Here is a 13,628-nt window from a genome sequence, read left to right as displayed (position 1 = left end):
GGGAATATGATGCGCCTGTGAAAGTGATGCTTGACCGGCCGGTTGATGAAGGATCCCTTGTTGTGTAATCATTGATGTAACAAGTTATTGTCCCCTTGAAAGGTCGTGTCATGGCTTCCGCACTTTCGCGCCTTGTAACCCTTGCGTCTGCGCCGATTATTGCGTGTGCCTCCCTTGCGTTTGCGCCGATGGCGCACGCCGATAATGGTGATCAGCCCCCTGTTTCCCCTGGTCAGGCTATTGTTCATGATGGCCTCAGCGCCGCAACCGCCGCAGCATCGTGCTGGGACATCAAGCAGCGCGACCCCAACTCGCAGGACGGCACCTACTGGCTGCAGACCCCCGCGATGGATGCCCCCGCTCAGTTCTTCTGTGACCAGACCACGGACGGCGGCGGCTGGGTCATGATCGGCCGCGGCCGTGAAGGCTGGGAACCGTGGAGTGTCGGCAAGGGCGATCCCGCCAAGCTGGCCACCCGCGAGCGCAACACCGACGCCTTCGACGTCGTTCAGCTCTCCAACGACTCGGTCAACGATCTCCTCAATCATGAGAACGTTAAGGATCAGCCGGACGGCGTTCGCGTCCTGCGTTCCTGGAGTGCTTCGGGCCGTTCCTACCAGAAGCTGGACCTGAAGTTCTCCAAGATGACGGACTTCGTGTGGCCTTTCAAAATGGCTCACCCGGCCAGTCTTTCGATTGATGACCGCGCTCCGGTCTCGGGCCTCCTGTGGAACACCCTGGGTTACGACCAGGGTTGGAACGCCTTGCAGGTCTACCCTTCGGGTCGCACCGGCTGGACGGTGGGCTGGGGCTACGGCGCCGGCGCGGCGAACTGGACCGGTGACCTGAGCTCGCCGACCTCCTTCTTCCATAAGAACGGGCAGACGGTCTTCGCCTACTCCGAGGCCTACGTGCGTCCGCGCATCTCCTCGGACTCCTTTACCCCCATCCCCGACGAGGGCGTGGCCGGGTCTACCGTGACCCGCGCCGTGTCCAACTACGCGGCCAAGACCTCGTGGGGCGTCACCGGTAACATCAACGGCTCCTACGCCGAAGGTTCGATCCAGGTCCAGGCGCTGGCGCAGGTCGGCTCCACCATGTACGTGGGCGGCAACTTCACCGGGGTCAAGCAGGGTGAAAATGGCTCCGAGACCGCCTCGCGCGGCCTGGCCGCCTTCGACGTCAATACCGGCGACTGGACCGGCCAGACCTTCGACTTCAATAACCAGGTTAAGGCCCTCCTCGTGCTGCCCGACGGTCGCCTCCTCGTGGCCGGCGACTTCACGCGCGTCAACGGCGAGACCCACATCGGCACCGTCGCGATCGACCCCTCCACCGGGAAGGTTGATCCCTCGTGGGACCTGTCCATCAGGAATGCCATCGGCGGCGGCCTGGTGAGTGTGCGCGCCCTTGACTACTACAACGGCTACGTGTACATGGGTGGCGTGTTCACCCACCTGAGCGGCGGCGGCACCTCCAGCGTCTACGGCCGCAACGCGGCGCGCGTCTCCCTGGATTCGCGCCCCGACCGCAGCTGGAACCCCGAGTTCAGTGGTTCCGTGCAGGCCGTTGGCGTCAGTGAGGACAACGGTTCCTTCTACGCCGGTGGACACTTCACCCGTGCGCACGGCTCCGAGCGCGCCTGGTACGCCGCCAAGTTCTCCACGGAGGCCGGCGCCGCGCAGGATACGAGCTTCGACTTCCAGCCCTCCACCGTGAGCGCCGGCAAGTACCAGCAGACCATCTCTACCGGAGGTAGTCGCGTCTTCATCGGCGGTTCCGAGCACTCCCTGTTCGGCTACGACACGCAGACGAACCAGCGCACCTCCGGCTCGGTGACCTTGAGCATGGGCGGCGACATGCAGGCCAGCACCATCTCCTCCAAGGGCGTCATCTACGCGTCCTGCCACTGCTCCGACGGTGCCTACCAGGACAAGTACGACTGGGCCGTCTCCGACCGCTGGTCGCGCATCGACGAGATCAAGTGGGTCGGCGCGTGGGATGCCACCACCGGCGAGAACCTGCATTGGACGCCCTTCGAGCTCTCCTCCAAGCGTAAGACCGGCGCGTGGGCCCTGACGACCGACACCAACGGCAACCTGTGGGTCGGCGGCGACTTCGACCTGTCCCACATCGACGCCTCGCATACGCAGTGGAACGGCGGCTTCGCCCGCTTCGACAACCGCGACAACGTCGCGCCCGAGACCCCGACGCTCGTGCGTACCTCGGCCTCGACTCCTCAGACCGTGACCCTGGCGTGGGACGGTGTTTCCGACGCAGTTTCTTACGAGATCCTGCGCGACGATCGCCCGATCGCCTCCACGACCTCGACTACCGTTGAGGTTCCGCGCGGCGGCAACAACCGCTTCTTCGTGCGCGCTGTCGACGCGTCGGGCAACCGCTCCGCGACCACGTCGGTCTACGTGCCCCCGGCCCAGGGCGAGGTTGATCCTGCGAACCCGGTCCTGCTGGATGCGGGCGCCACGTGGAGCTACCGCGCCCAGACCAGTGCGGCTCCCGAGAACTGGGCCCAGGCCTCGTTCGATGATTCCCAGTGGTCCACCGGTGCCGCGCCCCTGGGCTACGGTGACTCCCGCATCGCCACCGTCCTGGCGTCCAACATCACGCGCCCCGTGACCTCCTACTTCCGCTCGCACTTCCAGGTGTCCGACGCGCGCGCCCTCAAGGGTGTCACCGTCAAGTACCTGGCCGACGATGGTGCCGTCGTCTACGTCAACGGCACCGAGGTTGACCGCACGCGCATCGACGCTGGCCCCGTCAGCTACACGACCCGCGCCAACGCCGCGCCGAGCTACACGGCTGCCTCGAACTCGGTCTCCGAGGTCTTCGTCCCGGCCGCCCTGCTCACCAGTGGCGACAACGTCATCGCGGTCGAGACGCACGTGAACTACACGCGCAGCGCGACCCTGGGCATGTGGGCATCCGTCCAGCGCGTCGAGGGAACCCCCGATTCGGTGCCCGGCGACGATGCGGTGACGCCCGAGCCGGAGCCTCAGCCCCAGCCCGAGCCGGAGCCGGCGCCCGTTCCCGATCATCAGAAGCTGGAGCCGTCGAACCTCGAGGACGCCACGAAGCCGATCGCCATCAACGCCATGACGAACGGCGAGGTCATTCCCTCGGCCACCACGCAGTGGAACTACTGGACGTCCATGAACGCGCCCGCCACGGACTGGGCAACCACCGCAGACCTGAAGGACTGGTCGCGCGGCGCCGGCCCGATCGGCTGGGGCGACCCGCAGGCCGCCACCAGCCTCGACATCGCCAAGAAGGACCGTCCCGTGACGTACTACTTCGCGCGCGACATCGACCTGGGTACCATCACGCCCTCCACCACGCTCACCGTCAAGGTGCGTGCAGACGATGGCGCAGTCCTGCGCGTCAACGGAAAGGTCGTGGATACGAAGCGTATGTCACCTGGCAACATTACCCACGGCACATACGCGAACGCGGCGGTGACGGCCACGCAGGCAGCCTCTGATCTGCTCGAAGTTACCGTCCCGGCCAGCTACTTGACAGATGGTGTCAATAGGATCGGCGTTGAGGAGCATGTGAACTACAGGAACACCCCGTCGATGACCTTCGACTTGACCGCCACGATGGTCAAATAGAGGAGATTCCGTGCCTCTTCGAGCAGGTTGATGTGACGTTGTGACTAGTCTGGACAGTCTGACCACACGCATATAATCCTGTTGACAAGGGGAGCCCTCGCCGGTACGGCGAGGGCTCCCTCGTATGTGGTACAACACTCTCGTTTCTAGCTAACCACGTGGTTGAGCACAAGGGGTTTTCGTGACACTATAGGGGTAACCATTAACGCGATACCTGTGAGGATCCGATGAAATTTTTCCGCCGTTGCCTGGCACTCGGCTTGGCGTCAATAACCGGTTTCGGAGTGCTTGCACTCAGTCCCGTCGCAGCTCAGGCGGCAGTTGATCCGCTCCACGATGGCCTCTCCGAGGCGACCGCAGCGGCCTCCTGCTGGGAGATTAAGCAGAACGATCCGCGATCCGCGGACGGTACCTACTGGCTCCAGACATCCACGATGGAGGCCCCCGGCCAGTTCTTCTGTGACCAAACGACGGACGGCGGCGGCTGGGTCATGATTGGCCGAGGCCGCGAAGGCTGGGAAACCTGGGGACAGGGCAACGGCGATCAGACCCGACTCCAGACCCGCCCGCGCACCGCCGGTGACTTCGAGGTCGTTCAGGCCTCCCACGAAACCGTCAACGGACTTCTCGGCGGCACCAAGGTCTCCGACCTGCCCGACGGCGTCATGGTCCAGCGCGCCTGGAACCACCGCGGCAGCTCCTACCAGACCGTGCGCATGCAGTTCCCCAAGATGAGTGACTTCATCTGGCCGTTCAAGAGTGCTCACCCCGTCAACGTCAAGTTCAACCGGGAGTGGTGGGTTAACGGCGGCATCGTCTGGTCCGGCTTCGGCACCAACGCCGGCTGGGGATACGTCAACCTGACGGCCTCCCCTCAGAACCAATACACGATGGGCTTCGGCTACGGCCCCCTCGCCTCCTCGTGGTACGACACTTCCTCCTCGACCTCCTACTTCCACCGCAACGGGTCGATCATCAACCCCTACGCGGAGGTCTACGTCCGCCCCGAGCTGCGCTCCACGGACTCTTCCTTCCGCGCCATCAGTGACGGCGGTCTGGCCGCCGAAACCCAGAAGGCCTCGGTGTCTGAATTCGCCACCCCCACGACCTGGGGCGTGACCGGCAACCTCAACGGCTCGATCCAGGAGGGCAGCATCCAGGTGCAGGCCTTCGAACAGATCGGCTCGACCATGTACGTGGGTGGCAACTTCACCGGCGTGCAAAAGGGCAAGAACGGCCAAGAGATCACCTCTCGCGGCCTGGCCGCCTTCGACGCCGTGACGGGTGACTGGACCGGCCAGACCTTCGACTTCAATAACCAGGTCAAGGACCTCGTGGAGCTGCCCAGCGGCAAGCTCCTCGCCGTCGGTGACTTCACCAAGGTCAACGGCGAAACCCGCGTGGGCACCGTCCTCATCGACCCCGCGACCGGGCAGATCGACCCCTCGTGGAACCTTCAGGTACGCAATGGCAACGGCGGGCGCGTCAGCGTGAAGTCCGCGAAGGTGATCGACGGACGCATTTACCTGGCCGGTGCCTTCACTCACCTGTCGGGCAACGGCGTTTCCTCCGTCTACGCCCGTAACGCCGGGCGCCTTGACCTGACCGGCACACCCGACCGCTCCTGGAACCCCGAGTTCAACGGCACCGTCGCCGATATCGACGTCGACGAGGCCGACACCTACTTCTACGCAGCCGGATTCTTCACGCGCATCCACGATCGCGTCGCCGAGAACGCCGCCCGCGTTGAGACGTCCGCGGGTGCCACGCTCGACCAGTCCTGGTCCTTCCGCCACTCCTACTTCATCGGCAAGTACCAGCAGGCCGTCACCGTTGGTAACGGGCGCGCCTACTTCGGCGGCTCGCAGCACTCGCTGTTCGGCTACAACACCTCCGACATGAGCCGCACCTCCGGGTCTATCACCATGCAAAACGGCGGCGACCTGCAGGCCACGACGGCCTCCGCGACAGGCGTCATTTACGGCTCCTGCCACTGCTCGGACTACACCTTCCAGGACGCCTACCAGTACCTGGCCCTGGGCAACACCTGGACCCGCGCCGACGAAATCCAGTGGGTAGGCGGATGGGACCAGGCCACCGGTCGTCAGCTCGGATGGACCCCCTACCGACTGTCCTCCCTGCGCTCCACCGGTGCGTGGGCCCTCGAAATGGGAGACGACGGCGCCCTGTGGGCCGGCGGCGACTTCAACTTCTCCTTCACGTCCAAGACGGCCGGCCAGTGGTCCGGCGGCTGGGTGCGCATGCCCGCCCGTAACGCCACCGCCCCCGCCGTGCCCGCCAACCTGCGCGCCTCCGACGGCAACTCCCAGCAGGTGACCCTCAAGTGGTCCTCCGTACCGGGTGCCGACTCGTACCAGATCCTGCGCGACGATCGCACGATCGCCACCACGACCTCGACGTCCGTCACCGTGCCCCTGGGCGGCAACAACCGCTTCTTCGTTCGCGCCGTCGCCTCCGACGGCCTGGTCGGCGCCACGACCCACGCCTACACGGTCGATGCCAACGGCCAGCCCGCCAAGCCCGACGACGCCACCATCCTCGTCGAGGACGACGCCACCTGGGCGTACCACTGGTCCAACGATGCGGTCGCGCAGGACTGGGCCCAGACCTCGTACGACGACTCCTCCTGGAGCCGCGGCACCGCCCCCATCGGCTACGGTGCCCCCGACCTGGGCACCACCCTCAAGCCCGGCACGCCCAAGACCCGCCCGCTGACCACCTACGCGCGCACCAACTTCACGGTCGCTGACCCCACCGCAATCGGCGGCATCAACGTCTCCGTGACGGCCGACGACGGCGCCGTGGTCTACGTCAACGGCACCGAGGTTGTGCGCCAGCGCATGAGCGAGGGCACCGTCACCGCCGGCACCTACGCGTCCGCCGCGGCGACGACCGCGTCCGCCCGCGCCGACCGACAGCTGGTCTTCGTCCCCGCGTCCCAGCTCGTTGCCGGCACCAACACGCTGGCCGTCGAAACCCACCTGAACTACCGCTCCACGGCCTCGATGACCATCGATGGAACCGTTCGGACCGTGGCAAAGGGCGACGTGCCCGAACCCGAGCCGCAGCCCCAGCCGGAACCCGAGCCGCAGCCCCAGCCCGACCCGGACAAGCCGATCACTCCTGACCCGGACAAGCCGCTTGAGGTCCTGGACGTCTCCGGCGTCAACTTCGGCGAGTTCATGCCCACCGGGGAGTACTGGAACTACTGGGTCTCCAAGGAAGCCCCCGACGCCAAGTGGAACTCCACCGCGAACCTGGCACAGTGGAAGCACGGCGCCAGCCCGCTCGGCTGGGGCGACCGCGACGCCGGTACCCCCTTCGTCATGGAGAAGGCCGACCGACCCATCACGACGTACTTCGCCCGCGACGTGAACCTGGGTACCATCAGCGCCGACTTCGAGCTCACGCTCACCGTCCGTTCCGATGACGGAGCCGTTGTCTACATCAACGGAACCGAAGTCAAGCGCATCAACATGCCGGAAGGAACCATCACCCCGAACACGAACGCCAAGTCCAACGTCTCGCTGGGCACGGCCAAGAACAACCTCCAGACCATCACCGTTCCGCGTGATCTTCTGAAAGATGGTGTCAATCGCATCGCGGTCGAAGAGCACGCGAACTACGCTGGAGCTGTGTCCGTTTCCTTCGATCTCAAAGCAAGCCTGCTGAGGTAATCGACATGACTCTCCAGTCGCCCAACGCTGGCGGCCTCGACCAGAGCGAGGCCGTCGGCGCGGTCGGCCCCAGCGCCGCCGATCCCGCCTTCGACCTGATGGCGCAGCGCGTGCTCACCCGTGGGCACGCCACCACGTGGCTCAACCACTGGTCGCTGCTGCACGCTGACTTCCGTGCGTTGGCGCGCATGAACACCGTCGGCTTCGACGGCACGCTCCTGCAGATGCGACTGCGCGCAGCCGGACACGAAGTGGCTCGCACGTCGGCGGACCTTGTCCTGCCCCACGTCTTCTCTCGCCTTGACGACGGCACTCGAATCACCCTGATCGGTGCCGTTCCCGAGGCCGGCGAGGCGGCAGCGCGGCGCCTGGAGCGTTTCGACGTCCAGGTCATCGACGGTTACGACGGACTGCGCCGCTTCAAGGCGCAGCCTTCCGTACTGGCGGACTTCGAGCCCCGGCTCGTGATCGTGGGCCTGGGCGCTGGCTTGCAGGAGGTCGTCGCCTCGGTCGCACTCGGGCTCGTGCCCGAGGCGTCCGTGTGCACGGCGGGCGGATGGATCGACCAGTACGCCAAGGCTGCCGACGACTACTTCCCCGACTGGGTGCACGCCGCCCGCCTGGGATGGGCCTGGCGCATCGCGCACGAGCCCAAGCGTCTCACCAAGCGCTATACGGTCGAAGCCCTGGACTTCATCGCGCACTGGCCCGAGCTGATTCGTCGTCTCGAGGCCATGGGAACCTTCGACGAGCTCGGCCTCGTCGTGGATAAGAGGGACGCGTCGGTGTGATCGGCGTGCTCTAAGCACTGCTTGCGACAGGCGGGCCAGACCCTGTGAGGGTCTGGCCCGCCTTGCCGTATCCGTGGGGTGCGCACGAGCCTGGGGGTGAGCTGCCTGCGAGACCGGGGGAGTGGGGAGTGTGGCCGGTTTGTGTCGTTACTACTCGGCTCGGCGTCTCGCGCACCGGTACGGACGGTGCGTGCCCGAGTGGCCGCGCCGATGGGGCTAACAGCTGTTCGAAGTCCAGGGAGCAACAGAGCACGTGTGCCTCGTCAGGAGACACAGTGACGCGCGAAATCAGCGCGAAACTATACTGTCGAGTGCGTGCTCAAACGCTGACGTCACACCGTGAAACGGCGAGCACGAGGTGAGTCTCAGGCGAGGCCCGTGACACTACTTCTGACGCTCCTGTTAGGTACGCAACAACGGTTAGTGGGGTATTGACAGTGTCGTCACGACGCGTTCGGGAACCCGTCAGTCAGCAACTGTGTCAAGCATTCGTAAAGTCGCCGGTAGCGCCAATCTAGCATGCACGCGGCAATTATCCATTCGTGTTGCATTCCGATGGGGCCGGGGAAAAGTGGGAGTGCTTCGCCTCTGCAACCCGCCTGAGGGGGTGCTAACTGGGAAGGAATCCCAGTGGGCCACGGGGAGTGCTCTGAGGGCTGTTGAAGGCGCCTAGGGGGTTTCTTCATGCTCCCTGAGGCCCTCGTAGGGGCAGAGAAGCTCTGGCGTGCGGACTGCCCCTGCGGTCGCTACGAGGCCTGCGCGTGTCTCATGGGCGCTTCCAGGCCTTGCGGGACATCTCTGTGCGTAGCCTGCACAATTGGCAAAAGGGTGAGGCCCGAGCCTCTCGGCTCGGGCCTCACCCAATCACACACACGCAGAAAGAATCAGTAGGCTCCCTCGGAACGCAGCAGAGCGGGAACCGTCTGCAGCATGATCCACGCATCGAGCGTGAGGGAACGGTGCTGGGCGTAGGACAGATCCAGGTGGACGGTCTCATCCCAGGAGAGGTTGGAACGGCCCGAAATCTGCCACAGGCCGGTGATGCCCGGGCGGACGGCGAACTTGCCCATGACGCGCGGCTCGTACTGCGCGACCTCGCTGGGGAGCGGGGGGCGCGGGCCGACGAGAGACATATCACCGCGCAGAACGTTGAAGAGCTGGGGCAGCTCGTCAATGGACGTCTTGCGCAGGAAGGAGCCGATACGCGTAATACGCGGGTCGTTTGCCATCTTGAACATGATCGAGTTGCCGGCGCTGGCATCGGCCTCGTTGGCCTCGGCCAGAGAATCCTTCATGGCCTCGGCGTCAACACGCATCGTGCGGAACTTAAACATGGTAAAAGTCGTGCCATCGAGGCCCACGCGCTCCTGGGTGAAGAAAGCGGGGCCACCATCGTTCAGGCGCACTGCTGCGGCGACGATGATCCACACCGGCGTCAGCAGGATAATGCCAATGAGCGAGGCGATAATGTCGCACATGCGCTTGATTGCGTTGTCGGCGGACGCGGCGAAATTCGACGCATGCTCGAACGCGAGAGCCGTCGATGCGGCGCGTGCAGTTGGCTTCGTCAATGTTGTCATCTGTGCGTCTTCCTTCTACTTCTTCAAACTCAAATACTGTAGGTCGGTTAGAGGAGTGAATCCCCCGAACTTCAGGACATTTACTGGGTAAATATCCCGTGAGCGCCTCAGTCACCGTTAGGTGTTAACCCTAGTCTATCCATACGGTTAACTTATTTGCTAACCAAAGGGTTAAGTACAAGGGAAATTGGGCTGTGATTTCATGCACCGGTGATCTTGTCCGGCTCGACCTGTCAGACTGGGTGACCATGTGGTAGTCGTCTGACACCTTGGAAGAATGCGCAGGTCATCGTGGGACGATAGACTTGTACATGCGTCGTGACTGGCGAATTAGGTGGGGAACCACCGGGGAGCGGCGCGCCTGCATCGAGAGCCGCCCGCCTGGGCTTGAAGTTGCGGACATCACATTCGAATGATCAACAGGAGAACCACATGGACTCCCTCAACGACATGACACTGGCGCAGCTGGACCCCGAAATCCAGGCAGTGCTGGACGCCGAGCTGGGGCGCCAGCGCGAGACCCTCGAGATGATTGCATCGGAGAATTTCGTTCCGCGCGCTGTGCTTCAGGCGCAGGGCTCCGTTCTGACGAACAAGTACGCGGAGGGCTACCCCGGCCGCCGCTACTACGGTGGCTGCGAGTTTGTCGATGTTGCCGAATCGCTCGCGATCGAGCGCGCGAAGCAGGTCTTCGGCGGCGACTACGTCAACGTTCAGCCCCACGCTGGTGCGCAGGCAAACGCCGCTGCCCTCATGGCCATGGCGAACGTCGGTGACACGATCCTGGGCCTGTCGCTGGCTCACGGCGGTCACCTCACCCACGGCATGCGTCTGAACTTCTCGGGCAAGAACTACAAGGCCGTCGCCTACGAGGTCGATCGCGAGACCATGCGCATCGAGCCCGAGAAGGTTCGCGAGGCCGCCCTGGCCGAGCGTCCCCGGGTCATCATCGCCGGTTGGTCCGCCTACCCGCGTCACCTCGACTTCCAGGCCTTCCGCGACATTGCGGACGAGGTTGGTGCCGCCCTGTGGGTGGACATGGCCCACTTCGCGGGCCTCGTGGCTGCCGGCCTGCATCCCAACCCGGTCCCCCACGCCGACGTCGTGACGACGACGGTCCACAAGACCCTCGGCGGGCCTCGTTCCGGCATGATCATCTCCTCGCGCGGCGAGCAGTGGGGCAAGAAGCTCAACACCGCCGTGTTCCCCGGCCAGCAGGGCGGCCCCCTCATGCACGCGATTGCCGCCAAGGCCATCGCCATGAAGGTCGCGCAGACCGAGGAGTTCAAGGATCGTCAGCGCCGCACGATCGAAGGCGCGCAGATTCTGGCCGAGCGCCTGGGCGCAGACGACGCCAAGAACGCCGGCATCAAGCTGGTCACGGGCGGCACGGACGTGCACCTGGTCCTGGTTGACCTGGTTGATTCCGAGCTCAACGGCCAGCAGGCCGAGGACCTGCTGCACGAGGTGGGCATCACCGTTAACCGCAACGCGGTCCCCTTCGACCCGCGTCCGCCGGCCGTCACCTCCGGCCTGCGTATCGGCACCCCCGCCCTGGCCTCGCGCGGCTTCGACGCCGAGGACTTCGCCGAGGTCGCCGACATCATCGGCACGACCCTGGCTCAGGGAGCTTCCGGCGCAAACGTTGAGGTGGACGCGCTGCGCGCCCGCGTCAAGAAGCTGACGGATAAGCATCCCCTGTACGCGGGGCTCGAGCAGTGAGGGCTCCCTGGGAGGGGCCCGCGCGGGTTCTCGATGGGACGGCGACCGCCGCCGCGATCAAGGCCGAGCTCAAGGAGCGCGTGGATCGACTGCGCGAGGCCGGGGTCGTCCCCGGGCTCGGCACGATCCTGGTGGGCGAGGACCCGGGGTCTGTCGCCTACGTCGCGGGCAAGCACCGCGACTGCGCCGAGATCGGTGCTGAGTCGATCCGCGTGGACCTGCCGGCCGACGCGACGCAGGAACAGGTGGAAGCCGCCATTGATCAGCTCAACGGCGATCCGGCATGCACTGGATACATCGTGCAGCTGCCCCTGCCCCGCGGCATCGACGCGAACGCTGTCCTGGAACGTATCGATCCGGCCAAGGACGCGGACGGCCTGCACCCGATGAACCTCGGGCGCCTGGTTCTTCGTGGCTCCGGCCCCATCGACTCGCCTCTGCCCTGTACGCCGCGCGCGGTCATCGAACTCGTGGAGCGCCACGGGATCGATCTGGCTGGTCAGAATGTGTGCGTCATTGGGCGAGGCGTGACGGTGGGCCGATCCATTGGCCTACTCATGATGCGCAAGGAAGTTAACGCCACGGTCGACATTTGCCATACGGGCACTGCTGATTTGGCAGATCACGTGCGCCGCGCGGACGTTATCGTCGCGGCTGCTGGTTCCGCCGGAATCGTTACTCCCGATATGGTGACCCCCGGTGCGGTCGTCCTGGACGTGGGTGTGAGTCGCGTGCGGGGTGAGAACGGCAAGGCTCGGCTCATGGGCGACGTCGCAGACGGCGTGGACCAGGTAGCGTCCTGGCTCAGCCCCAACCCGGGCGGAGTTGGCCCGATGACGCGTGCCCTGCTGGTCACGAACGTCGTTGAAGCAGCGGAACGCCAGGCGGGCCTCGGCCCCCGGTAAACGATCCGCATGCCGGCTGCGCCCGGAGCGACGACAATGCGCGAGAGGCGCGGTGAGGATACCCATTCCTCGCCGCGCCTCCTCGTTCATCTAGACTGAAGAAAACTCTTGTTAAGGAGAAAACGATGACTCTGACGGTGACCACCGTAAACCTCAACGGTATTCGCGCCGCCCATAAGCGCGGCTTCCTGGACTGGCTGGGGGCCTCCGACACGGACGTGCTGCTCATGCAGGAGGTGCGTGCACCGGAGGAGATTTCCCGCGAGATCATGGGCGAGGCCTGGGACAGCGTGTGGGTTCCCTGTCGTATCAAGGGTCGTGCGGGCGTGGGCGTGGCCGTGCGACGCGGCCGCGCGAGCCTGGAGGGCGAGCCCCGCCCGATCCTAGACGACGCCGAGACTGACGTGGATTCGGGCCGCTGGCTCGAGGCTGTCGTGCGACCCGAGGGCGGCGATACCCCCGTGCGTGTCGTTTCGGCCTACTTCCACTCGGGCGAGAAGGACACTCCCAAGCAGGAGGCCAAGATGGCGCACCTGCCGCGCATCGGCGCCCGCATGGCCGAGCTCATCGCCGAGGAGGCCGCCGGCGGCATCTCCTCGCTCGTGTGCGGTGACTTCAACGTCGTGCGCTCCGAGGCTGATATCAAGAACTGGAAGCCCAACCACAACAAGCGTGCCGGCGTCCTCGACGAGGAGATCGTCTTCCTGAACCAGTGGGTCGAGGAGGGCTGGCGCGACACCGTGCGCGACCTGGCCGGCGACGTGCAGGGCCCGTACTCGTGGTGGTCGTGGCGCGGGCAGGCCTTCGTCAACAACGCGGGCTGGCGCATCGACTACCAGTACGCGACGCCCGCGCTGGGGGAGCGTGCGCGCTCCTTCGAGATCGGCCGCGCCGACGAATACGCGGAGCGTTTCTCCGATCACGCGCCGGTGAGCGTCACCTACGACATCTGACGTGTCATCGACGCGGCCGTGGCTGGCCTGGGAACGAGCGTTTCCTGGGTGGCCGCGGCCTTTCGTGTCTGCGGGTGTCCACGGCCTTTCGTGTCTGCGGGCGACCATGGCCTTTCGTGTCTGCGGGTGACCTGTTGTATGACCTGTGGCACTGTTTTCCAAAATTTCGCACGTAATTCGTTTGGGTAAAGTTTCAATAATCGCTGGAAACGTTGCAATTCCAACAGTGTGACTTCAAAATTTGAAGTAGTCGCGAGGGAATTACGTGCGACATTGATGGGGCCTGGCTGCGGGTGGCTGTGGCCTTTCGTGTCTGCGGGCGACCTGTTGTGTGAGCTGTGGCACTGTTT

The 13,628-nt window shown here is 65.0% G+C and carries 7 protein-coding genes and 1 riboswitch; of the genes, 6 read left to right on the top strand and 1 reads right to left on the bottom strand.

What is annotated here, in order from left to right:
• Positions 1-110 precede the first annotated feature (110 nt).
• The 3 genes from O3669_RS01240 to O3669_RS01230 all read left to right on the top strand — a co-directional run bounded on the left by O3669_RS01240 (position 111) and on the right by O3669_RS01230 (position 8,118).
• Positions 111-3,629, top strand: coding sequence for a fibrinogen-like YCDxxxxGGGW domain-containing protein (locus O3669_RS01240; protein WP_371523327.1), 3,519 nt, complete (start codon positions 111-113; stop codon positions 3,627-3,629).
• A 227-nt stretch (positions 3,630-3,856) separates the two neighbouring features.
• Positions 3,857-7,327 (top strand): fibrinogen-like YCDxxxxGGGW domain-containing protein, encoded by a 3,471-nt coding sequence (locus O3669_RS01235; RefSeq protein ID WP_371523326.1) that lies wholly within the window; start codon positions 3,857-3,859, stop codon positions 7,325-7,327.
• A gap of 5 nt (positions 7,328-7,332) precedes the next feature.
• Entirely contained in the window at positions 7,333-8,118 is a 786-nt protein-coding gene (locus tag O3669_RS01230; RefSeq protein ID WP_371523325.1) for a WecB/TagA/CpsF family glycosyltransferase, read from the top strand.
• Between the two features lie 884 nt (positions 8,119-9,002).
• On the opposite strand, the gene O3669_RS01225 is transcribed toward O3669_RS01230, so the two are convergent.
• On the bottom strand, positions 9,003-9,698 hold the full coding sequence (locus O3669_RS01225) for a sugar transferase (protein ID WP_295968500.1): 696 nt from the start codon (positions 9,696-9,698) through the stop codon (positions 9,003-9,005).
• Positions 9,699-10,006: 308 nt separating this feature from the next.
• Positions 10,007-10,092: riboswitch (ZMP/ZTP riboswitch) on the top strand.
• A 38-nt stretch (positions 10,093-10,130) separates the two neighbouring features.
• On the opposite strand from O3669_RS01225, the gene glyA reads away from it, so the two are divergent.
• The 3 genes from glyA (at position 10,131) to O3669_RS01210 (ending at position 13,278) form a co-directional block, all read left to right on the top strand.
• Positions 10,131-11,420 carry a serine hydroxymethyltransferase gene (gene glyA, locus O3669_RS01220; RefSeq protein WP_295917661.1) on the top strand — a complete coding sequence of 430 codons (1,290 nt, stop codon included), beginning with the start codon at positions 10,131-10,133 and terminating at the stop codon, positions 11,418-11,420.
• A complete protein-coding gene (locus O3669_RS01215; RefSeq protein ID WP_295968504.1) occupies positions 11,417-12,325 on the top strand; it encodes a bifunctional methylenetetrahydrofolate dehydrogenase/methenyltetrahydrofolate cyclohydrolase in 909 nt (302 codons plus the stop codon). Before glyA ends, O3669_RS01215 begins: the two co-directional genes overlap by 4 nt.
• Before the next feature lie 125 nt (positions 12,326-12,450).
• Positions 12,451-13,278 (top strand): exodeoxyribonuclease III, encoded by an 828-nt coding sequence (locus O3669_RS01210; protein ID WP_371523324.1) that lies wholly within the window; start codon positions 12,451-12,453, stop codon positions 13,276-13,278.
• The last annotated feature ends 350 nt before the right edge of the window (positions 13,279-13,628 follow it).

It is taken from the genome of Pauljensenia sp. 20925_1_34 (assembly GCF_041432775.1).
In the GTDB taxonomy this organism is placed as follows: Bacteria; Actinomycetota; Actinomycetes; order Actinomycetales; family Actinomycetaceae; genus Pauljensenia.
Note: the sequence above shows the minus strand (reverse complement) of the source record. Positions and strands in the feature narration are given on the sequence as shown.